Here is a 22437-nt window from a genome sequence, read left to right on the forward strand (position 1 = left end):
CTCAAAACGAGATCACCGAGTGGCCGTCAATACACCACTCCAGCGGACGTGACCCGAAGCTGACCGCGCATCCGCCGATGGGTGAGAGGTGTCCGATGTCCCACATGGGCCGCAGAAAACCGGCGCCGGAGATTGACGTCGTGCGTCGCGCTTCGGCGGCAGGGCGGAGCGTCAGATCCGCCCGGATCACTCCGTTGCGGAGTTCGGAGCATCGCCAATGGCACCACGTCGCGCTCCGCTCCATTCGGAGCTGCTCAGCCGCTTCGGCGAGCTGCTCCCAGAAGGCCAGAGGGAGCGAGCGAGCGTCCCCGAGCTCCTCCAGCAGGCCCAGGGCGATCTCCCACTCGTCGTGGACGAGGTAGTCCCAGATGTCTCGCACCGTGATGTCGTTCTCGGTGGCAGCCTCTTCCGGAACCAGCAGAGAAGCTGCTTCGAGCAACTCAGGGACGTCCATGCGCTCATTGTCGACCACATGACGTGCTGCCCGGTCCGAATTGTCGGACCCTGCGCTTAGAGTGCGGCGAGATGGGGCCGGTCCCGAGGCCGCCAGCACCGGAAAACGGCAGCCTCCCTGGTCTGCTCGGGGGTGGTTTCGGCCCAACCGGCGTCCAGGCATCGTTGAGGGCCACGAGTGCAGCCTGTCAGCCGGCCCCATCTCACCTAGCGCTCTGTGTTCCGTGGTGCACTCTCAGGAGCACGCCGACAGCGCTGGCCGGGGGTGTCACGAACCTGAATCGGCAGCCATCCGTTCCATCCATGCGCGCACGGTCACTGCTTGCCCGATGCGGCTGACGATGTCCTTCTTGGACGCCGTGTCCAAGGTTTCCGGGATCTTGTCGAAGGTGTCGGGAAGGACGTCGAGGAGACCCCAGATCTGTTCGCCGGTGCTGACGGTCAGCAGCTGCTGGCACCTCCACTGCAGTGGCGTCTCGGGCCGGTGCGTGAGCCGCTGCACGAGTGTCGGGAACAGGTAGTGCGTCGCATCGGCGGCGAGGTGCTGTCGAAGCCAGTCGACCGGGAGCCGCTGGCTGAAGCCGTGCATGGTGGCCTCTTGGGCCAGGTCCAAGAGCTGAGCGGTGTCGACGGCTCGGACGGTGCGGGGAAGGGGCGGGGTCATGTCGAGATGATCCCAACGTGGTGCCGAGAGGTCAGCTTGGCCGGGATGTGATCTGTCGGCGGGCAGAAGCCCAGACTTCCTCGAACTCCTCGGAGGTGAGTTGTTCGGGGTCGTGGCCTTCCCATTCCGAGACGGGCAGCTCAGCAGTGATCCCGAACCTGCTGTCGTACTCATCGAGGCGGCCCGCTTCCTGGGCCTGCTCCCATTCTGCGAGGGAGGCAGCTGCGATCGGGGTCAGTTCGGGGCCTTCCAGTTCGACCTGCCGGATCACCCAGCCTTCGGCGTCGACCTCGAAGTAGAACCAGGTGTCTTCCTCGTCCCAGTAGCAGCGCATCCATGTGGTCACCGGTCAATGATGACGGCGTTGGCTGCCATGACTGTCTTGGGCAGTGAGCGCGCGGTGAACTCTTTCCTCGGAAGGGATCTTGTTGATCGCGGTGACCACGCGTTTGCCAAAACTGGTCAGCTTCATGGCTCTGCCTCGCGTAGCTCGTTCCAGCAAGGGCTGCCCGAGGTCTCCCTCAAGCTGGTTGATCTGGTTCACCAGCGTTGACCGATTGATGCTGAGGGCTCGCGCTGCCTCATGCATCGACGGGAAGGACGATGCGGCCGCGAAGTGCCGCATTCTCTGCCATGCGAAGGGACTGGTGAGGCCGTTTCGCAGGATGGCGGGCAGTTGGACGGCGAGTTCGGTTGTTCGGAGGGCGGCATGGTGACTTGCTCCTCCGCTGCGACGGAGGGGGATGTTATGGACGCGGGCCCAGCGGGCCATGTTCGAGCGGCTCATGCCTTGCTCGCGGGCCAGGTCGGGCAGGGGCCGCCGGCGGACGACGTACTGCTCGAAGAGCCAGGCCCGTTCGATGGTCACGCGGGGCTGGCGGCCTTGGAAGCCGACGATCGGGATGTCGTATTCGCGGGCAAGATCGGTCAGCAGTCCGCGGGAGAAACCGGTCATGTCGGCGATCGCCTGAAGTGAGTGGCGGTCGTCGAGATAGAGGCGTGTCAGGACTTCCTTCGGGACTTCGCGGCGGGCCCGCTGGCGGATCTGGACGGTGGATCGCGCTGAGCGCTCGGTCAACTCTGCTGCGGGGGCAGGGTGTTCATCCAGGACATAACGGATGGCAGCGATGCTGGTGTCGAGCACGCGGGCCGCATGTTGGACGGGGCGCTTGTGCTGGCGGACGAGTTGGTGGAGGCGGGGGACGTCAATGTGATCCGGGTCGGATCCGGGCAGGTCGAGACCGCTCAGCAGCGTGGGGGGGGCGGCTGCCAGATGACCGGCTCGTTGTGGATGCGGTTCTCGTCGAGGAAGTGCCTTGCTTCTTCATCCAGCGCATCGGCGAGTTCGGGGGTTTGGAGGGCCGCGAAGAAGGCGCTCTGTTGTCTGAACTCCGCTTCGGTGACGTTCTGGTGGCGGGGGAAGACTTCGGCGGGGAGGCCGCTGACGCGTTGGAAGAGCAGGCTTCGGACGATCTGCTCGCGGGGTCCTCTGCCGACCGATGTGCCGGTGTTGCGACAGATCAGTGACCAGCGGCTGCGGGGAAGCAGACGGGTGTAGTCCAGGCGGCGGCGCCGCTGATAGCCGATAGGCACTTCGGTGGCATCGAGATGATCAGCGAGCCGGACCAGGGCAACAGCCGTGTCGGTCCACTGGGGCGGATCCTGAAGCCACTGCAGAATGCGGGAGATGTTGATCCCGGTGGTGGCCGAGCCGAGGCGTGCGGCAACGTCCTCGAGTCGTTTTGCTACCGACGATCAGTAGGGAAGCGGCCAGGACCGGGGCGATAGCGCGGGGACAGACCCCCTCTGGCGGAGTGAGCCGCGTAGTCCAGACAGGCCAGAACATGCTGGGGATCTTCCGGGCTCTTCGGTCGATATCCCGGCTGGTCTTCTCGGTGCGGCGGGGCATGGCGGTGGGGGTGCGATGCCGGAGTTGTTCATTGGGCCGCATGCTGGGTGCAAGAGCCGCGATGTGCACCGCGTGCAGGACCGTGCTCAGGTCGCGCCCCCAGCCGTCGATGCTGGTGATGCTGACTTGCCAGAGTTCCTCGCGCATCGCCTCGATCAGGTCCCTCAGCACCGGGCCGGCCCGATGAATGTCGGGCTGATCGAGAACGTGCAGGGCGATGGCGACCGAGGCGGCCGTGCTGACAGCTCGCGGAGGGGCCATGAAGCCGGGCCGCTCGGCGGCGCGTGAGGCGAGCGGGCAGCCGGGGGCGGTGATGAGGTGCCCATCGGCGATATCGCGAGGGATCAGGTCCCGAAGGTCGGAGGCGGGCAGGTCTTGCAGGACGCGCCTCGCGATCGCCTGGATATCCGTGAGGGCTTGTCGTGCGGATTGAGGACTGTACTGGTAAGCGCCGAAAGCAGCGGTGTCCGCGTCGATGACGTCCAATAGACGGCCTGTGCCAGCAACGCCGGGTGCGAGGCGGGGAGCCTGAGCGTACAGATTTGTGTCAGATCGAATCCGCAGCCCTTGGAGAAGCCTCCGCCCGGACCCGGATATGGAGAGCCGCAGGTATGCGGCCGGGGGATCGCTGGCGTGGATGCGGGCCGTTCTCGGGGGATCTGGTTGCAGGCAGGACAGCAGTCCGCCAGCAGCCGCCCGTGATGAAGGCAGGCGAAGGAACAGACCAGCCGCCAGGACAGAAGCCAGCGGCCGCCGCTCTCGATGAGACAGTCCGGGCAAAAGCGCGACCCGCTGCCCCGGCCCCAGAGCACCCGTCGGTTGACGTTCGGGCGCTCGGTATTGATGCGAACGGCCCGCCCGTCGTAGTACATCAGCGTCATGTCTGTGACGGTGCGCTCGTCCAGTCCGCTCGCATGCGCGATGTTCGTGGTGTGGGCCCCGTTCAGAAGGATCGTCCAGTCGCGCGGGATGCCCCGGAGGTGATCCCCATGGCCCGTTCGCGGCGGAAGTCCGAGATGGTGCAGTACCTCGCCGAGTGGGCTGTCCAACCGTCGGGCCAAGGCTTCGGTCCAGGAGTCGAGGGCCTCTCCCGGTAACGGGGGAACCCGGATCGGCAGGGTGCGGACGCGCGTATTCACGCGGCGGTCCCCGACCGCGAGCGAGAGCGGGGGCGGCTGGTCAATCGGCGCCGTTCCAGGGCCGCCTGGAGCTCAAGGCGGGCCGCCTCGGATGCCTCGTCGTTCTTCACCCGGTCCATCAGCTCCTGATCGAGACGTTCGACGCCGGTGCGGACCGCCCGCTGGCAACCGCGGTTGATCAGCGTCATCAGCGATCCGATGTGTCCGGTACTGCGGGCGAAGAGGTAGTCGGACAGGTCGTTCGCGAGCATGCCGGGGTGCTTCTCGGTGAGCACAAGAGGCTGTTCGAGGGCCAGCAGCATGCGCCGCCATTCCCGGCGCCCGGCCTCCGCTTCGATGGTGAACGGACGCAGTCCCAGGCGGGTGATCCGACGGCCGGTCTGGGCCAGAGCGGTGTCGCGCCCGTTCGTTCCCTCGCCGAACAGGCCCTTCTCCGCCAGTTCGACCCCCACCATCAGCAGCGTCACCGGGAACTCGTTGGCGATCCACTTCAGGTGGTTACTCACCTCGATGCCGCTGTTCTGTACCCATTTCAAGAAGTGCAGATCGTCCAGAACAACCAGTCGGACATCACAGGACAACACGCAGTCCAGCACCCGTCGTCCGAACTGGGCGGTGGTCCCCTCCTGTCCGGGATGGCCGAAGAACTCCAGCATGGCCCGTTCGCGGCGGAAGTCCGTGAGGTCCTTCATCCCGGTGTTCCCGGTCAGCCCGACCCGGCAGACGAGGATCCGCTCGTGCCCCTGGCTCGTGAACGGGCCCGACTCCTCGATCTCCCGCTGGTGGAAGTCACGGGCGAAGGCCAGCACCGAGGTCGTCTTGCCCAGCCCCGGGAACGCATCGACAGCCACCGCCCCCTTGGCCTTGTCGCCGTCGTGCTCGTTGCTGTCGACGATGTCCCACAAGTCCTCGTGGAGATCTGCCAATTGCGGTGTCTTGATCGGGCCGATGTTCGCGTGCCACTTCCGGCGACGCCGGTCGTAGTCCGCTCGCGCCTGCATCGCCAGGGACTTCAGCTGCCTGCGGGTCAGCAGATCGGGCTGAATGCGGCGAGGACTCTCGGCGAACGCCTTGAAGTCCTCCTTCCGCGACCGGGCAAGATTCTCCGGCCCCCGGAACGCTGTCCTCTCTCACACATCCGCCAGCGCATCAGCGTAGAAGTCGTTGTCATCGGCGAGGTCCTCCAAATCGGCCTCGTCGTCGTCCCCCGTCTCCGTCACCGCGCCGGGCTCCCGCGGTTCCGCCGGCGTCTCGTCCTGGCCGAGGGCCTTGCGTACGGACGGAAGGGATACGACCGTCTCCGCCTCCTCCTTCGGAAGCTCGATGGCCGCCTGCTCGCGTGAGAGCCGCAAGGCCATGCGCCGTTCGGCGATCGTGGTGCCCAGACCGAGGTTCCACCGCTCCAGCAGGTCAGCGACGGCGAGCCGGTCGTCGGGGAAGGCCGGGCCAGTTCATGACGCGACTCGTAGATCACATGGTCGCGCATGGTCGAGGACCAGTACGTACCCGAGTCGTGCTTCTGGCCCTTGTACCAACGGAAGGTTCTCCACGGGTCACCTCCGCCAACGTGGCACTACTGGTGCTCTCCCACGGTTGGTCTGCGACCACCTGGTCCCGCGTACGGAAATTCACCACGGCCGACTCAACTGACACCAGCCACCCCCGCCACTGCAGCCAGCTCGATGCGATCAAGCAGTGGATGACGGCTTGGAGCAGACAGCCGCGCTTCCTTCAGAAAAGCCGGAGGCACTCACACGTTTGAGCGAAACAAAGGTACGGGCTCTAGCCAGTCTCACTGTGATGCCGTATCCGACATCCATCCGACATCAGCTATGAGATTCCGACACGGAAAATGAGGGCCTACACCCCCGGGTCAGGTCTGTGCCATGTCCACGAACCGCGAGTAGTGCCCCTGGAAGGCGACCGTGATCGTGGCTGTCGGTCCGTTACGGTGCTTGCCCACGATGATGTCGGCCTCGCCCGCGCGCGGTGACTCCTTCTCGTACGCGTCCTCACGGTGCAGCAGGATCACCATGTCCGCGTCCTGCTCGATCGATCCCGACTCACGCAGGTCGGACACCATGGGCTTCTTGTCCGTACGCTGCTCAGGACCACGGTTGAGCTGCGACAGCGCGATCACCGGCAGCTCCAGCTCCTTGGCCAGCAGCTTCAGGTTTCGCGACATGTCCGAGACCTCCTGCTGGCGGCTCTCGGACCGTTTGCCGCCGGACTGCATGAGCTGCAGATAGTCGATGATGACCAGCTTCAGGTCGTTGCGCTGCTTCAGGCGCCGGCACTTGGCACGGATCTCCATCATCGACAGGTTCGGGGAGTCGTCGATGTAGAGCGGAGCGGCCGAGACGTCCGGCATCCGGCGGGCCAGGCGCGTCCAGTCCTCGTCCGTCATCGTGCCGGATCGCATGTGGTGCAGGGCCACGCGCGCTTCGGCCGACAGCAGACGCATCGCGATCTCGTTGCGCCCCATTTCGAGCGAGAAGATCACGCTCGGCATGTTGTGCTTGATCGAACAGGCGCGCGCGAAGTCCAGAGCCAGTGTCGACTTACCCATGGCGGGACGGGCCGCAATGATGATCATCTGGCCCGGATGGAGACCGTTGGTGAGCTGGTCGAGATCGGTGAAACCGGTCGGCACACCGGTCATCTCGCCCGACCGCGAACCGATCGCCTCGATCTCGTCGAGCGCGCCCTCCATGATGTCGCCGAGCGGCAGATAGTCCTCGGTGGTGCGCTGCTCGGTGACCGCGAAGATCTCGGCCTGCGCCCTGTTGACGATCTCGTCGACGTCGTCGTCGGCCGCGTATCCCATCTGCGTGATGCGGGTGCCGGCCTCGACCAGGCGGCGCAGGACGGCGCGCTCGTGGACGATCTCCGCGTAGTACTCGGCGTTGGCCGCCGTCGGCACCGTCTGGACAAGGGTGTGCAGATAGGAGGCGCCGCCGACCTTGGTGATCTCGCCGCGCTTGGTGAGCTCGGCGGCGATGGTGATGGGGTCGGCCGGCTCGCCCTTGGCGTAGATGTCGAGGATCGCCTGGTAGATGGTCTCGTGCGCCGGTTTGTAGAAATCGGGACCCTTGAGGATCTCGACCACGTCGGCAATGGCGTCCTTGGACAGCAGCATGCCACCGAGGACGGACTGCTCGGCGTCGAGGTCCTGCGGTGGAACGCGCTCGAAGGCCGAACCCCCGCCGTCCCATTCCCCATTGTCCCTGCCGCGGTCGTGCCGCTCCTCCCGGCCTCGGCCGCCGTCGTCCTGTCGCCGTCGGGAAGCAGGCAGACGATCACCGGGCCCGCTGTCGGCCCACGGGTCGTCCAAGGGCTCGGAAATGCTCACCGAGCGGCCTCCTCCCGTCCGCCGAGCGGACCTCGCCGTGCTTCTCTTTCTACGGCACGACACTGACAAATGAGACGGCCCAACTCCGCTTCTGGCGCGTCGGTTTTGCGAGGTTTTCGTGATCTGCCGAGGAGCGGGCGCCGCACCACCGTAGGCCCGTCGGCACCGTCAGCCAATCTGGTTATCCACAGGCCATGTGGACGACGGCCCAGATGCTGTGGAGAACCCCGCAAAACCTGTGCACGACTCGGTGGACAGGCCTGTGAACAAGACCTCCCCCGTCTCACCGAAAGCGCCCTGAGCTGCACTTTTACCGTCCACCGGCTGTGCAGAAGAAAAACTTTTCCGACCTGATCAAGATCATCGCGATCTCTGCGCGAGAGCGCACTCGACCAGGCGCTGTGTAATAGTCATAGGCGCATTGCATCTCTTACCTGTGGAAGATTAGATTGATGGTCATGACACAGGCTTCCGCGCCCCCCAAGGCCACCCGGCGCCGGCACGATCGTGAGATCATCACGCTGGCCGTTCCGGCCTTCGGCGCGCTCGTCGCCGAGCCTCTCTTCCTGATGGTCGACACCGCCGTCGTCGGCCATCTCGGCACCGCACAACTGGCCGGCCTCGGTGTCGCTTCGGCCCTTCTCGTCACCGCCGTGAGCGTCTTCGTCTTTCTGGCCTACGGCACCACAGCCGCTGTCGCCCGACGCGTCGGAGCCGGGGATCTGCGGGCCGCCATCAGACAGGGCATCGACGGCATCTGGCTCGCTCTGCTTCTGGGCGCTGCAGTCGTCGCCGTCGTCCTGCCCACCGCGCCCACGCTCGTCGCCCTCTTCGGTTCCTCGGACACCGCGGCCCCCTATGCCACGACCTATCTCCGGATCTCGGCACTGGGCATCCCGGCCATGCTCGTCGTGCTCGCCGCCACCGGTGTACTGCGCGGCCTCCAAGACACAAAGACACCTCTGTACGTCGCCGTGGCGGGCTTCGTCGCCAACGGCGCCCTGAACGCAGGCCTTGTCTACGGCGCCGGTCTGGGCATCGCAGGATCGGCCTGGGGAACGGTCATGGCCCAACTCGGCATGGCAGTCGCCTATCTCTGGGTGGTGATCCGCGGTGCCCGTAGACATGGCGCCTCTTTGCGGCCCGACGCCGTCGGGATACGCACCTCCGCCCAGGCGGGGGTGCCCTTGCTCGTCCGCACGCTCTCCCTACGTGCTGTCCTCATGATCGCGACCGCGGTCGCTGCCCGGCTCGGGGACGAGGACATCGCCGCGCACCAGATCATCCTCGCGCTCTGGAGCCTGCTCGCCTTCGCCCTGGACGCGATCGCCATCGCCGGACAGGCCATCATCGGTCGCTATCTCGGTGCGGGCGACGCTCGGGGAGCCCGCGAAGCCTGCCGCCGGATGGTGCAGTGGGGGATCGCCACCGGCACGGTCCTCGGACTGCTGGTGATCCTCGCTCGTCCCCTGTTCATCCCGCTCTTCACCGACGACCCGACAGTGCAGGAAGCCGCACTCCCCGCTCTGCTCGTGGTGGCGCTCGCCCAGCCGATCTCCGGGATCGTCTTCGTACTGGACGGCGTGCTCATGGGCGCGGGAGACGGCCCCTACCTCGCCCGGGCCATGGTGCTGACCTTGGCTGTGTTCGTCCCGGCCGCCTTGCTCGTCCCCGCCCTTGGGGGTGGCCTGACCGCGCTCTGGGGCGCCATGACATTGATGATGGTGACGCGCATGCTGACCCTCTGGCTGCGATCCCGTTCCGGACTCTGGATCGTGACCGGAGCAACCCGCTGAGAGCGGGACCTGAACTCGATGTCGTTTCACGTGAAACATCGCCCGGTTCCCCCTGCTTCACGTGAAACAGTGGCTCCGTCGGCATCATCAGCCGATTGACCTCGGTCAGCGCGGCATGCGGACAAGCATGTGGGGCCGCACCCCTCACAGGGTGCGGCCCCATACACCGCTTGAGCGTGAGCGACCCTTAGGCCGCGATGACCTCGATGTTGACCTTGGCGGCAACCTCGGGGTGCAGACGCACGGACGTCTCGTGGGCGCCCAGCGTCTTGATCGGAGAGGTCAGCTCGATACGGCGCTTGTCGACCTCGGGGCCACCGGAAGCCTTGATCGCGGAAGCGATGTCGGCCGGAGTGACGGAACCGAAGAGCCGACCAGCGTCGCCGGAGCGAACAGCCAGACGAACCTTGACGGCCTCGAGCTGGCCCTTGATCTGGTTGGCCTGCTCGATGGTCTGGATCTCGTGGATCTTGCGAGCACGACGGATCTGCTCGACGTCCTTCTCGCCACCCTTGGTCCAGCGGATCGCGAACTTCCGCGGGATCAGGTAGTTGCGAGCGTAGCCGTCCTTGACGTCGACGACGTCGCCGGCAGCGCCGAGGCCGGAGACCTCGTGGGTAAGGATGATCTTCATTGGTCGGTCACCCTTTCCTTAGCGCGCGGTGGACGTGTAGGGCAGCAGCGCCATCTCACGGCTGTTCTTGACGGCCGTGGCGACGTCACGCTGGTGCTGCGTGCAGTTGCCGGTCACGCGGCGGGCACGGATCTTGCCGCGGTCGGAAATGAACTTCCGCAGCATGTTCGTGTCCTTGTAGTCCACGTACGTGACCTTGTCCTTGCAGAATGCGCAGACCTTCTTCTTAGGCTTGCGCACAGGCGGCTTCGCCATGGTGTTTCTCCTGTGTGATCAAGAAGTTTGGGGTTACGGCCCACCCTCGTCCCTTCGAACCGGTGATCCGGCCCGGAAAGGCTTAGAAGGGGGGCTCGTCCGAGTAGCCGCCACCGCCGCCGGAGCTTCCGCCCCAGCCGCCGCCACCACCGCCGCCGCCCTGGTTGCCACCGGCGGGTGCGCCGCTGGCCCACGGGTCGTCGGCGGGAGCGCCGCCGCCCTGCTGGCCGCCGCCGGAGCTTCCGCCCCAGCCGCCGCCACCCTGGCCGCCGCCGTTACCGCCACCGCCGTAACCACCCTGGCCACCGCGGCCACCGCCGGCGGTCTTGGTGACCTTGGCTGTGGCACTGCGCAGGCTGGCGCCGACTTCCTCGACGTCCAGCTCGTAGACCGTGCGCTTGACGCCCTCACGGTCCTCGTAGGACCGCTGCTTCAGCCGGCCCTGCACGATGACGCGCATGCCTCGCTGGAGCGACTCGGCGACGTTCTCCGCCGCCTGACGCCAGACCGAGCAGGTCAGGAACAGGCTCTCGCCGTCCTTCCACTCGTTGGTCTGACGGTCGAAGGTGCGGGGGGTGGACGCGACACGGAACTTCGCGACCGCCGCACCGGAAGGGGTGAAGCGCAGCTCGGGGTCGTCGACAAGATTGCCGACGACCGTGATGACGGTCTCGCCTGCCATGGGGGTACCTCTCGGCGGGTTTGCTGCTGGCTGCTTGTGCTGCTACTCGAATCCCGGGATCAGCTGAGCGGAAGCTCAGTGGGTCTCGGGGCGGAGGACCTTGGTCCGGAGGACCGACTCGTTCAGGTTCATCTGGCGGTCGAGCTCCTTGACGACCGCAGGCTCGGCCTGCAGGTCGATGACCGAGTAGATGCCCTCAGGCTTCTTCTTGATCTCGTACGAGAGACGACGACGGCCCCAGGTGTCGACCTTCTCGACCTTTCCGTTGCCCTCACGGACGACAGAAAGGAAGTTCTCGATCAGGGGGGCGACAGCGCGCTCCTCCAGATCGGGGTCGAGGATGACCATCACCTCGTAGTGACGCATGTGGAACCCACCTCCTTCGGACTCAGCGGCCACGGTCGTTCCGTGGCAGGAGGGTTGTGATGCGTACGCAACGGTATCGGCCACCACTGACAATCGGGTTCCCCGCGAGGGGGCCCTGTCATGGCCTGGGCAGACACCGGTGCAGACGGTACAGACTACCTGCACCCCCGCTTCCGGTTGAAATTGGGGGCCTGGGACCGTCAATCTGTACACATCGGGTGTGTATGGCGCTACGATGCGCCGCCTTCCGCAGGAGGTGCCCTATGGCACAGACATTGCGACCCAACATCGCCGGCTCCCTGTTCGCCACCGACGACAAGCCCCACCCCGTGCAGGACACCCTGCTGGCCGTGACGCTCGTACTCGGGGCGGTCTCTTTCATCACGGCGATGTTCCACCATCTGCACCTGCTCAGTTCCTGGACGGGGCTGGTGGGGGTTCTGACCGGCGCGTACGGGCAGTTCATCTCGGAGACGACCCGTGAGCGCTTCGGCCTGATCGTGGGTCTCGGTGCCTCGGCAGTCGGTTTCTTCCTCGGCATGGCCCATGGAGGTCTCTTCGGCGGGGTCATCGGCTGACTTCGCACCCTCGGCCGCACCGGCGGCGGACCACACTCCAGGCTGTCCACCACCTCACATCGGACCAAGCGGCCCAATAACACCGCCTGACGTCCTGGCCGCGTACCGGCCGGGCCCCAGGTTCCATACGGCCATTCGAGGCGCCCGCAGGGCGCAGTAGGCTTCGGCGCGAGAGCCGGAGCCCCTGTACCCATGGGGACACACCAGCCCGAGGAGCGCCCTGAATGAGCCTGACCCTGAGGACGATCAGCCGTGAGCAGCATCTGGCATACATCCAGAGCCTGCCCTCGGCTAGCCACATGCAGGTCCCGGCCTGGGCCGACGTCAAGGCCGAGTGGCGCTCCGAGAACCTCGGGTGGTTCGACGACAGAACCGGCGAGATGGTCGGCGCCGGCCTGGTGCTGTACCGCCAGCTGCCCAAGATCAAGCGCTATCTCGCCTATCTGCCCGAGGGCCCGGTCATCAACTGGTTCGCTCCGAACCTCACCGACTGGCTGGAGCCGATGCTCGCCCATCTGAAGCAGCAGGGCGCCTTCTCGGTCAAGATGGGCCCGCCGGTGATCATCCGGCGCTGGGAGGCCACCTCCATCAAGGCGGGCATCCAGAATCCGGACGTGAAGCGGCTGCGCGACATCGAGGCCGACTTCATCGAACCGCGGGCCTTCGAGGTCGCCGACAAACTGCGCCGCATGGGCTGGCAGCAGGGCGAGGACGGCGGGGCCGGCTTCGGTGACGTACAGCCCCGCTACGTCTACCAGGTGCCGCTGGCCAACCGCTCCCTGGAAGAGGTCCACAGGAACTTCAACCAGCTGTGGCGCCGCAACATCAAGAAGGCCGAGAAGGCCGGTGTCGAGGTTGTCCAGGGCGGTTACCAGGATCTGGAGGAGTGGCAGCGGCTGTACGAGATCACGGCCGTGCGCGACCGCTTCCGGCCGCGTCCGCTGTCGTACTTCCAGCGCATGTGGACGGCCCTCAACACAGAGGACCCCAACCGCATGCGGCTCTACTTCGCCCGGCACAACGGCGTGAACCTGTCCGCCGCCACCATGCTGGTCGTCGGCGGGCACGTCTGGTACTCCTACGGCGCCTCGGACAACATCGGCCGTGAGGTCCGGCCCTCGAACGCGATGCAGTGGCGCATGCTGCGCGACGCCTACGCTCTCGGTGCGACGGTCTACGACCTGCGCGGCATCTCGGATTCGCTGGACGAGACGGATCACCTCTTCGGCCTGATCCAGTTCAAGGTGGGCACGGGCGGACAGGCCGCCGAATACCTCGGCGAGTGGGACTTCCCGCTGAACAAGCTGCTTCACAAGGCGCTCGACATCTACATGTCGCGCCGCTGACGCCCCCGTTTTTGTTTCCATACCTCTGATACACCGCAGCCACCAGAAAGGTTCCGGGACCGTCCATGGCGCTCACGCTGTACGTCGACACCGCGCGCTGGCGGGCACACCACAAGCATGTTCAGGAGCAGTTCCCGGGACTCGTCCCCGTCTGCAAGGGCAACGGCTACGGCTTCGGGCACGAGAAGCTGGCGGAAGAGGCCACGCGCCTCGGGTCGGACATCCTCGCCGTCGGCACCACGTACGAGGCCGCCCGGATCAAGGACTGGTTCAGCGGCGACCTGCTGGTGCTGACCCCATACAGACGCGCTGAGGAGCCCGTCCCCCTTCCCGACCGCGTCATCCGCTCCGTGTCGTCGGTCGACGGCGTGTACGGCCTCGTGGGCGCCCGTGTCGTCATCGAGGTCATGTCCTCGATGAAGCGGCACGGGGTGAGCGAGCAGGAGCTGCCCCAGCTCCACGCGGCCATCGAGAACGTGCGCCTGGAGGGCTTCGCCATCCACCTGCCGCTGGACCGCACCGACGGCTCGGACGCCGTCGAGGAGGTCATCGGCTGGATGGACCGGCTGCGCGCGGCCCGCCTGCCGCTGCACACCATGTTCGTGAGCCACCTCAAGTCCGAGGACCTCATCCGCCTGCAGCAGCAGTTCCCACAGACCCGTTTCCGGGCCCGGATCGGCACGCGGCTGTGGCTGGGCGACCACGAGGCGACCGAGTACCGCGGAGCTGTGCTGGACGTCACCCGCGTCGCCAAGGGCGACCGCTTCGGTTACCGCCAGCAGAAGGCCGCCTCGGACGGCTTCCTGGTGGTCGTGGCGGGCGGTACGTCGCACGGCGTAGGCCTGGAGGCGCCGAAGGCGCTGCACGGCGTCATGCCGCGCGCCAAGGGCGTTGCCCGGGCGGGCCTCGCCACGGTCAACCGGAACCTTTCTCCCTTCGTCTGGGCCGGCAAGCAGCGCTGGTTCGCCGAGCCGCCGCACATGCAGGTGTCGATTCTCTTCGTCCCCTCGGACGCCCCGGAGCCGAAGGTCGGCGAGGAACTGGTGGCCCATCTGCGGCACACGACCACGCAGTTCGACCGGACCGTCGACCGCTGAGGCTCGCTTCCCCAAGGACTTGGCGAACGAATCGCCCGCCTGGATCGGCCCTGGTACCACGCGGAAGGCCGTACACGAGAACCTCGTGTACGGCCTTCCTGCGTCACCCGTCCGCGCCCTGTTCGCTCAGAGCGAACTTTTCTCCGGTCCGTGGCTGCCCCAGTCCACCTGCGGTCCGTCGACGTGGACGGCGTGCCGCGGAGGGCGGGCTGCCGCGCCGTAGACGTGGACGTCCTCCGCGCCGTCGAGCACTCCACCGGAGGGATCGTCGTCACCTGCCCGGCGCACCGGGTCCCGATCGGGCATGAAGACGTCCCGCACGACGACGACGCACAGGTACAGCGTCCCCAGCAGGTGAGCCATGATGGCGAGTTGGTAGCCCTCGGCAGGCAGCCCCTTGTGGGCGTCCCCACTGGTCGTGTAGGCGAGGTACATCCAGATCCCCAGGAAGTACGCCACCTCGCATGCCTGCCAGATGAGGAAGTCCCGCCACCGGGGCCGGGCCAGCGCGGCGAGGGGGACCAGCCAGAGGACGTACTGCGGTGAGTAGACCTTGTTGGTGAGGATGAAGGCCGCGACGATCAGGAAGGCGAGCTGGGCGAAGCGCGGGCGGCGCGGTGCGGTCAGCGCGAGCGCGGCGATACCCGCGCAGACGAGCACCATCGAGACCATCGCGTACGCGTTCGCCGTCTCGCCCGTGATCTGGATGTTCATCCGCTGCGAGATGACGAGGAAGAAAGAGCCGAAGTCGACGCCGCGTTCCTGACTGAAGCGGTAGAACTTCGCCCATCCGTCGGGTGCCAGGAGCATCACCGGGAGGTTCACCGCGAGCCAGGCAGCTACGGCACCGAGCAGCGCGGTCGCGAACGCGCGCCACTTGCCGGCCCGCCAACAAAGCACGAAGAGCGGTCCGAGCACCAGGAACGGATAGAACTTGGCGGCTGTGGCGAGCCCGATCAGCACACCGAAGGCAAGCGGGCGCTCACGCGACCACATCAGCATGGCGACAGCCAGCAGGGCCACGGCCAGCAGGTCCCAGTTGATGGTGGCCGTCAGCGCGAAGGCGGGCGCCAGTGCCATCAGAAGGCCGTCCCAGGGGCGCCGGCGGTGGATGCGCGCGCAGCAGACGGCGATGACGGCCGCACAGGCCATCAGCATCCCGGCGTTGACCATCCAGTACCACTGCTCCTGGTCCTGAATGGTGCCGCTGCCCGGGGTGAGCCAGGCGGCGACCTCCATGAAGACGCCCGTCAGCACCGGGTACTCGAGGTACTCCATGTCGCCGGGGATCTTGTCGAAGTACGGCACGAGCCCGTCGGCGAAACCACGCCCCTGGTAGAGGTGCGGGATATCCGAGTAGCACGCGTGCGTGTACTGGGAGCTGGCCCCGAAGAACCAGCCGCCGTCATAGCAGGGCAGCTTCTGCACCATGCCCAGCGCGAACATTCCGATCGCCACGAGCGCGACGACCCGTACCGGCGTCCACCAGGACGTGCCGAGCAGCGCCCGCCGCCCGATCGGGCCGCCGATCAGCTCGCTGCCGGTCGCAGCGACCTCGTCCTCTTTGGTCGGCCGTACGGGCTCCGGCTTGTTCACGCTCACTCGCGTCGTCTCTGCACTGGGCATGCCGCACATCCTGCCGTACGCGCCCGGGAATACGTCCAGGGCTGCCGAGTCCGGCCCTGAGGCGAGCGCCCGTGTTTCACGTGAAACACGGCCCCACCATGCTCTCCGGCCTTCCCGGCACCCACAGCAAGGGCCACCGCGCCTGATTGGTGCGGTGGCCCTTGTTTCACGTGAAACACATCCTGCGGGGCGAGGAGCTACCCGTTGGAGCCTCCGAAGAGTCCTCCCCCGTTCTGGTTGCCTCTCGTATCGTCCTCCGACTCCGTCGGTGTCGGCGTCACCCCGCCGTCGGCACCACCGACATCCGTACCGCCCGTATCCGTACCGCCCGTGTCCTCACAGGTGGGGTCGAACGGGTTGGTGCAGGTCTCGCTGGGTGTCGGTGACGGCACGACCTCACTCTCGGTCGGCGTCGGGCTCGGGTCAGGGGTCTCCTCCTCCGACACGGTCGGCGTCGGGGTCGGCGTCGGGTCCGGGTCGTCGTTCACGATCACACCGATCGGCTCGGGCTCCGGGAAGTCCACGGCCGGCTCGTTCTTGAGGGCGTCCTCCATGTAGTCGTGCCAGATCTCGGCCGGGAACGAGGCACCGTGGATCGTCTCCTGGCCACCCGTGCCGTACATCTCCAGGAACGTCCGGTTCTTGTTGGACTCGTCGTCGTCCATGCGGTACATGCTGATCGCGGTCGACAGCTGCGGGGTGTAGCCGACGAACCAGGCCGACTTGTTGCCGTCGGTGGTACCGGTCTTGCCCGCCACATCACGGCCGGGCAGTTGGGCCGACGTACCGGTTCCCTCGTCGACGACGGTCTTGAGGACGTCGGTGACGTTGTCGGCGACCTTCGACGTGAAGGCCCGCTTGGGCTCGGCGATGTCGTCGTGGTCGAACATGGTCAGGCCCTCGTGCTCCACCGACTTTACGGAGAACGGGTCGTTCTGCTTACCGCTGGCGGCAAAGGTCGCGTAGGAGCCCGCCATACGGATCGCACTGGGATCGGAGATACCGATCGAGAAGGACGGGAAGCTGGTGCCGGTCAGGCTGCTCTCCTTGAGGCCCGCCTCGATGGCCGCCTCCTTCACCCGGTCGAGACCGACGTCCATGCCCAGCTGCACGAAGGCCGAGTTCGCCGAGACCCGCATCGCCTCACGGAGGTCGATCTGGTACTTCGGCGCGCTGCCGTACGACGCGTCATCGTCGTTGGCCTGCAGCCACTCCTCACCCTTCTCGTTGGTCCAGACCTGTCCGTCGTAGTCCTTGATCTTGAGGTTGTTCTTGCCGCTGTAGAGGCTCTTCGGCGAGACGATGGTGCGCTCGTCCTGCGCCTGATCCCCGTCGGCGAGTTCGGGATCGCGCTTGCCCCAGGTCATGGCAGCCGCGAGAACGTACGTCTTGAACGTCGAACCGACCTGCGCACCGGTGACATCGGCGTTGTTGGTGAAGTGCTTGGTGGCGTCCTCACCACCGTAGATCGCCTCGATGGCACCCGACTTCGGATTCACCGACGCGCCACCGAACTGCACATGTGTGTCGGTCTTCGGACGCAGGTCGGGCTTGATGTTCTCCTTGCGGACCTTCACCACGGCCTTCTCGAGTTCCTTGACCTTGTTCTTGTCGAAGGTCGTGTGGATCTCGTAGCCGCCCTGTTCGAGCTGTTTCTGGTCGATCTCCGTGTTGTTGAGGATGTAGCCCTTGGCGGTGTCGACGAGGTAGCCGATCTGACCGCCCAGCTGAGCGTTGGACCGAGGGCTCTGGATCTTGGGGAAGTCGGTGTACTTGGCCCGATCGGCTTCGGACAGGTGCCCGTCCTTGACCATCTCCGTGAGGATCCAGCGCCAACGGTCCGTGGCGCGCTTGCGGTTCTTCTCCGGTGAGGCCTCCGGGTCGATCGACGGCGCTCCGGCCGGGTCGTAGTACGTCGCACCCTTGAGGACCGCGGCGAGGAAGGCGCACTGGCTCGGATTGAGCTTCTCGGCGTCCTTGCCGAAGTACGTGCGAGCGGCCGCCTGGATGCCGTACGCACCGCGTCCGTAGTACGCGGTGTTCAGGTACCCCCGCATGATCTCTTCCTTCTCGACCGAGGTTCCCACCTTGACCGAGATGAAGAGCTCCTTGACCTTCCGCGACAAAGTCTGCGACTGATCGTCGAGCATGGCGTTCTTCACGTACTGCTGGGTGATGGTCGAGCCACCCTGCGTCTGACCGCCCTTGGCCATGTTGACGACGGCGCGCGCGATACCCATGGGATCGACGCCGCTGTCGTTCTCGAACGTCTTGTTCTCGGCCGACATGACGGCGTAGCGCATCGCCTTGGGGATCTTCTCGTACGCGATGATCTGGCGGTTCACCTCACCACCCGTCGCGACCATCTGGGAGCCGTCGGACCAGTAGTAGACGTTGTTCTGCGCCGTCGCGGCCTCGGCAGGGTTGGGCACGGCCACGACCGCGTATCCGATGCCGGCCGCCGCCACCAGGCTTCCGAAGAAGCCGATGAACAGCCCCGTCACCTGACGCCAAGACGGCACCCAGCGCATCACTCCGTACTTGCCGGAACGCGGGTAGTCGATGAAGCGCTTCTTCCCGGGCGGAGCCGCGCGCCCACGGCCGCGCCCCGGTCCACGCCCCGCGGGCTCGGCGGCTCTGCGACGGCTTCCGCCGCCGGTGTCCTCGTTTCTCAGCGACGCCCGACGGGTGGCGGCACGGCCCCCGTACTGGGTCTCCTCACCTCCCGAGCCATAGGTCTCGGAAAGTGACCCGGTGGCGCCCCGCGGTGCCGCGCGGCGGCCGGAGGACGCCGACTGGCCGCGTCGGGCCGCGGCACGTCCGCCTTCCTGCGGCTGCGGCGGTTTGCGACGGTGCTCGCTCATCGAACGACTACTCCTCGGGCAGGCGCACCCGTGCGCGCCTGGAAACGGCGGCTGGTTTCCGGTCCCCCCGAAGTACGGATGCGGTCGTGCTGGCATTCATCCGTACCGCACCCAGGACGAGGACGTGCTCAAACGTCACTCGGCTCCCAGTGGTGTGCATGCCGCACAGACTACGCACCGCCAAAACCCACTGAGCACCGAACTTCACCCCAAATCAGGCAACTTGCTTCCTACTAATCGGTGATGTGACCCCGTTCACCGGATCCCCACTTGTCGCATCCGTAGGGGCGTTCTATCGTCTGGATGTATCGAGTCGATACATCAGCTCGGCATAAAACGTGTCGACGGGGCCAGCGGGAGAGGGGAGGCGACGATGAGCCGGCGCTCCGGGATACTCGAGTTCGCCGTCCTCGGCCTGCTCCGCGAAGCCCCGATGCACGGCTATGAGCTGCGCAAACGACTCAACACGTCGTTGGGTGTGTTCCGTGCCTTCAGCTACGGGACGCTGTACCCCTGCCTCAAGACGCTGGTCGCGAACGGCTGGTTGATCGAGGAACCGGGTGGTACCCCGGAGGATGCTGCCGCCGTCCCGCTCACGGGCCGCCGCGCCAAGATCGTCTACCGGTTGACGGCGGAAGGTAAGGAACACTTCGAGGAGCTGCTCTCGCAGACGGGTCCCGATGCCTACGAGGACGAGCACTTCGCTGCTCGTTTCGCGTTCTTCGGGCAGACCTCCCGTGATGTGCGTATGCGCGTCCTGGAGGGCCGTCGCAGCCGTTTGGAGGAACGGCTGGAGAAGATGCGGGCCTCACTGGCGCGCACCCGAGAGCGCCTCGACGACTACACACTCGAGCTCCAGCGCCACGGGATGGAGTCCGTGGAGCGCGAAGTGCGCTGGCTGAACGAGCTCATCGAGAGCGAGCGGGCGGGCCGGGACCTGAAGGGTCCCGGCCACGCAGAGCCCGTTCGCGACACCACAGAGGGAGCGCCGGGCGCCCTGCCCCGGCCCGGGGATCTCCCCGGGCCGGATGCGCCCGGCGACACCACCACGTGAGGTCCCTGCCAGGACCTCACTCGTACACACAGGGAGCAGCCGGAATGGGTTCGGTTCGCGTAGCCGTCGTCGGTGTGGGCAACTGCGCCGCGTCGCTGGTGCAGGGAGTCGAGTACTACAAGGACGCCGACCCGGCGTCCAGGGTCCCCGGACTGATGCACGTGCAGTTCGGCGAGTACCACGTCCGTGACGTCGAGTTCGTCGCCGCCTTCGATGTCGACGCGAAAAAGGTCGGCCTCGACCTCGCGGACGCCATCGGCGCCAGCGAGAACAACACCATCAAGATCTGCGACGTACCGAGCACCGGTGTGACCGTCCAGCGCGGCCACACCCTCGACGGCCTCGGCAAGTACTACCGCGAGACCATCGAGGAGTCCGCCGAGGCCCCGGTCGACGTGGTCCAGGTACTCAAGGACAAGCAGGTCGACGTTCTCGTCTGCTACCTGCCCGTCGGCTCCGAGGCCGCGGCGAAGTTCTACGCCCAGTGCGCCATCGACGCCAAGGTCGCCTTCGTCAACGCCCTTCCGGTCTTCATCGCCGGTACCAAGGAGTGGGCGGACAAGTTCGTCGAGGCGGGCGTCCCGATCGTCGGTGACGACATCAAGTCGCAGGTGGGTGCCACCATCACGCACCGCGTCATGGCGAAGCTGTTCGAGGACCGGGGTGTCGTCCTGGACCGCACGATGCAGCTGAACGTCGGCGGCAACATGGACTTCAAGAACATGCTCGAGCGCGAGCGTCTGGAGTCCAAGAAGATCTCCAAGACACAGGCCGTCACCTCGCAGATCCCTGACCGGGACCTCGGCGAGAACAACGTCCACATCGGCCCGTCCGACTACGTCGCCTGGCTCGACGACCGCAAGTGGGCGTACGTCCGCCTCGAGGGCCGCGCGTTCGGTGACGTCCCGCTGAACCTGGAATACAAGCTCGAGGTCTGGGACTCCCCGAACTCCGCCGGCGTCATCATCGACGCGGTGCGCGCCGCGAAGATCGCCAAGGACCGCGGCATCGGCGGCCCGATCCTGTCGGCGTCCTCGTACTTCATGAAGTCCCCGCCGGTGCAGTACTTCGACGACGAGGCCCGCGAGAACGTCGAGAAGTTCATCAAGGGTGAGGTCGAGCGCTGACCAGGCGTTCGTAGTGGGCTGTTGAGGGTCTCCGGGTCATGCGCCCGGGGGCCCTCCCCATATGTGAGGCTGGGCCCATGTCCGTCGTGCGCGACCTGCGCGTCCTGCTCCGCCTCCGGGACTTCCGGCGTCTGCTGGCTGTACGTCTGCTGTCCCAGGGTGCCGACGGTGTCTTCCAGGTCGCGCTCGCCACGTACGTCGTGTTCTCCCCCGAGAAGCAGACATCAGCGGCGGCCATCGCCTCCGCCATGGCGGTCCTGCTCCTTCCGTACTCCCTCGTCGGCCCCTTCGCAGGCGTCCTGCTGGATCGCTGGCGACGCCGTCAGGTGCTGCTGTACGGAAACCTGCTGCGCGCGCTGCTGGCGTCCGTGACAGCCGTCCTGATCCTGAGTCACGTACCCGACTGGCTCTTCTACGTCTCCGCTCTGTGCGTCACCGCGGTCAACCGTTTCGTGTTGGCGGGGCTGTCCGCCGCATTGCCCCGGGTGGTGGACGCCGACCGCCTGGTGGTCGCCAACTCTCTCTCCCCGACGGCCGGAACGCTGGCCGCGACCGTCGGCGGCGGACTCGCCTTCGTCGTTCGGCTGGTGGGCTTCGACTCGGACGCTGCAGTGGTGCTTCTCGGCTCGATCATGTACCTGTGCGCGGCTCTTGCTTCATTGAGGATCGCCCGCGACCTGCTCGGCCCGGATCCGGGGTTGGTGCCCCCTCGCCTGGGTGCGGCGCTCGTCGGGACGGCGCGGGGTCTGACAGCGGGCGTGCGACATCTTGCCGAGCCGGGGCGACGGCCTGCTGCCTGGGCGTTGGCGTCGATGACACTGATGCGGTTCTGCTACGGCGCCCTGACGGTCATGGTGCTCATGCTGTGCCGGTATGCCTGGTCGTCGAACAGTTCCGGGGCCTACGGCTCCGAGGAAGGCCTGGCCCTTCTGGGTCTCGCCGTAGGGATCTCGGGGGCAGGGTTCTTCACCGCAGCGGTGATCACTCCTTGGGCGGCCGGGCGGTTGGGTCCGGACCGCTGGATCGTCGCCTGCTCCGCTGCGGCCGCCCTGCTGGGTCCGCCCCTCGGTCTGCCCTTCACGGAAGCGCCCATGTTGGCCGCGGCGTTCGTCCTGGGTCTGGTCACCCAGGGGGCGAAGATCTCCACGGACACGATCATCCAGTCCGCCGTCGACGACGGCTACCGAGGCCGCATCTTCTCCGTCTACGACGTCCTGTTCAACGTTGCCTTTGTCGGCGCCGCCGCAGTGGCCGCCCTCATGCTTGCTCCGGACGGCCGCTCGGCCGCTCTGGTGATCACCGTGGCCGTGATCTACGGAGCGATCGCTGTAGCCATGGCCCGTTTCGGGATGGCAGGACAGCGTCGGGGCGGGAGCGTCGATGTTTCACGTGAAACATCGCCCCCGCAGTAACTGCAGCCCCTGTCGATGCAGACACAGCGACGCGGTGCGATGTTTCACGTGTCTTCCGCAAGCGCGGCATCAAGTTCAACCTG

21 protein-coding genes and 2 pseudogenes are annotated in these 22437 nt (G+C 66.4%); 7 read left to right on the plus strand and 16 right to left on the minus strand.

Annotation, left to right across the window (positions count from 1 at the left end; all coding sequences use genetic code 11):
* Positions 1-58: 58 nt before the first annotated feature.
* The 10 genes and pseudogenes from ACWCRJ_RS19605 to dnaB form a co-directional block, all read right to left on the minus strand.
* A pseudogene (locus ACWCRJ_RS19605) lies at positions 59-454 on the minus strand (hypothetical protein); the annotation flags it as partial.
* Positions 455-721: 267 nt separating this feature from the next.
* Complete coding sequence (locus ACWCRJ_RS19610) at positions 722-1117, minus strand: hypothetical protein (RefSeq protein WP_450940435.1); 396 nt, start codon at positions 1115-1117, stop codon at positions 722-724.
* Positions 1118-1148: 31 nt separating this feature from the next.
* Positions 1149-1451 (minus strand): hypothetical protein, encoded by a 303-nt coding sequence (locus ACWCRJ_RS19615; protein WP_450940456.1) that lies wholly within the window; start codon positions 1449-1451, stop codon positions 1149-1151.
* 15 nt (positions 1452-1466) lie between these two features.
* Positions 1467-2261, minus strand: coding sequence for a helix-turn-helix domain-containing protein (locus tag ACWCRJ_RS19620; RefSeq protein ID WP_450940436.1), 795 nt, complete (start codon positions 2259-2261; stop codon positions 1467-1469).
* Between the two features lie 101 nt (positions 2262-2362).
* Positions 2363-2710 carry a hypothetical protein gene (locus ACWCRJ_RS19625; RefSeq protein ID WP_450940437.1) on the minus strand — a complete coding sequence of 116 codons (348 nt, stop codon included), beginning with the start codon at positions 2708-2710 and terminating at the stop codon, positions 2363-2365.
* 19 nt (positions 2711-2729) lie between these two features.
* Positions 2730-3512 (minus strand): hypothetical protein, encoded by a 783-nt coding sequence (locus ACWCRJ_RS19630; RefSeq protein WP_450940457.1) that lies wholly within the window; start codon positions 3510-3512, stop codon positions 2730-2732.
* Positions 3513-3772: 260 nt separating this feature from the next.
* Positions 3773-4165: pseudogene (locus ACWCRJ_RS19635) on the minus strand (TniQ family protein); the annotation flags it as partial.
* The gene (locus tag ACWCRJ_RS19640; protein ID WP_450940438.1) at positions 4162-5091 is read right to left on the minus strand and encodes an AAA family ATPase; all 930 of its coding nucleotides are present in this window, start codon (positions 5089-5091) and stop codon (positions 4162-4164) included. The pseudogene ACWCRJ_RS19635 and the gene ACWCRJ_RS19640, both read right to left, overlap by 4 nt.
* 204 nt (positions 5092-5295) lie before the next feature.
* Positions 5296-5523, minus strand: coding sequence for a hypothetical protein (locus ACWCRJ_RS19645; RefSeq protein ID WP_450940439.1), 228 nt, complete (start codon positions 5521-5523; stop codon positions 5296-5298).
* Between the two features lie 515 nt (positions 5524-6038).
* Entirely contained in the window at positions 6039-7517 is a 1479-nt protein-coding gene (gene dnaB, locus ACWCRJ_RS19650) for a replicative DNA helicase (protein WP_046913170.1), read from the minus strand.
* 449 nt (positions 7518-7966) lie between these two features.
* Between dnaB and ACWCRJ_RS19655 the strand changes: the two genes are divergently transcribed.
* On the plus strand, positions 7967-9313 hold the full coding sequence (locus ACWCRJ_RS19655) for an MATE family efflux transporter (RefSeq protein ID WP_450940440.1): 1347 nt from the start codon (positions 7967-7969) through the stop codon (positions 9311-9313).
* 187 nt (positions 9314-9500) lie between these two features.
* Here the strand turns inward: ACWCRJ_RS19655 and rplI are convergent, their stop codons facing one another.
* The 4 genes from rplI to rpsF all read right to left on the minus strand — a co-directional run bounded on the left by rplI (position 9501) and on the right by rpsF (position 11250).
* Entirely contained in the window at positions 9501-9947 is a 447-nt protein-coding gene (gene rplI / locus ACWCRJ_RS19660; RefSeq protein ID WP_351409170.1) for a 50S ribosomal protein L9, read from the minus strand.
* 18 nt (positions 9948-9965) lie between these two features.
* Positions 9966-10202 (minus strand): 30S ribosomal protein S18, encoded by a 237-nt coding sequence (rpsR, locus tag ACWCRJ_RS19665; protein ID WP_003949403.1) that lies wholly within the window; start codon positions 10200-10202, stop codon positions 9966-9968.
* An 82-nt stretch (positions 10203-10284) separates the two neighbouring features.
* Positions 10285-10884, minus strand: coding sequence for a single-stranded DNA-binding protein (locus ACWCRJ_RS19670; RefSeq protein ID WP_450940441.1), 600 nt, complete (start codon positions 10882-10884; stop codon positions 10285-10287).
* 75 nt (positions 10885-10959) lie between these two features.
* Complete coding sequence (rpsF, locus tag ACWCRJ_RS19675) at positions 10960-11250, minus strand: 30S ribosomal protein S6 (RefSeq protein ID WP_005482942.1); 291 nt, start codon at positions 11248-11250, stop codon at positions 10960-10962.
* A gap of 263 nt (positions 11251-11513) precedes the next feature.
* On the opposite strand from rpsF, the gene ACWCRJ_RS19680 reads away from it, so the two are divergent.
* The 3 genes from ACWCRJ_RS19680 (at position 11514) to ACWCRJ_RS19690 (ending at position 14271) form a co-directional block, all read left to right on the plus strand.
* A complete protein-coding gene (locus ACWCRJ_RS19680) occupies positions 11514-11828 on the plus strand; it encodes a hypothetical protein (protein ID WP_450940442.1) in 315 nt (104 codons plus the stop codon).
* 224 nt (positions 11829-12052) lie between these two features.
* Positions 12053-13174, plus strand: a complete 1122-nt coding sequence (femX, locus tag ACWCRJ_RS19685; protein WP_046913174.1) for a peptidoglycan bridge formation glycyltransferase FemX — start codon at positions 12053-12055, stop codon at positions 13172-13174.
* A gap of 65 nt (positions 13175-13239) precedes the next feature.
* Entirely contained in the window at positions 13240-14271 is a 1032-nt protein-coding gene (locus ACWCRJ_RS19690) for an alanine racemase (protein ID WP_046913175.1), read from the plus strand.
* Positions 14272-14397: 126 nt separating this feature from the next.
* On the opposite strand, the gene ACWCRJ_RS19695 is transcribed toward ACWCRJ_RS19690, so the two are convergent.
* Positions 14398-15897 (minus strand): glycosyltransferase family 87 protein, encoded by a 1500-nt coding sequence (locus ACWCRJ_RS19695; RefSeq protein WP_450940443.1) that lies wholly within the window; start codon positions 15895-15897, stop codon positions 14398-14400.
* Positions 15898-16094: 197 nt separating this feature from the next.
* On the minus strand, positions 16095-18761 hold the full coding sequence (locus ACWCRJ_RS19700; RefSeq protein ID WP_450940444.1) for a transglycosylase domain-containing protein: 2667 nt from the start codon (positions 18759-18761) through the stop codon (positions 16095-16097).
* Positions 18762-19134: 373 nt separating this feature from the next.
* Here ACWCRJ_RS19700 and ACWCRJ_RS19705 point away from each other — a divergent pair, with 373 nt between their 5' ends.
* The 3 genes from ACWCRJ_RS19705 to ACWCRJ_RS19715 all read left to right on the plus strand — a co-directional run bounded on the left by ACWCRJ_RS19705 (position 19135) and on the right by ACWCRJ_RS19715 (position 22354).
* Positions 19135-19815, plus strand: coding sequence for a PadR family transcriptional regulator (locus tag ACWCRJ_RS19705; RefSeq protein ID WP_450940445.1), 681 nt, complete (start codon positions 19135-19137; stop codon positions 19813-19815).
* Between the two features lie 44 nt (positions 19816-19859).
* Positions 19860-20942: an inositol-3-phosphate synthase gene (locus tag ACWCRJ_RS19710; protein ID WP_450940446.1), complete on the plus strand. Its 1083-nt coding sequence runs from the start codon at positions 19860-19862 to the stop codon at positions 20940-20942.
* A 77-nt stretch (positions 20943-21019) separates the two neighbouring features.
* On the plus strand, positions 21020-22354 hold the full coding sequence (locus tag ACWCRJ_RS19715; RefSeq protein ID WP_450940447.1) for an MFS transporter: 1335 nt from the start codon (positions 21020-21022) through the stop codon (positions 22352-22354).
* The last annotated feature ends 83 nt before the right edge of the window (positions 22355-22437 follow it).

The organism is Streptomyces sp. NPDC002324, assembly GCF_053593335.1.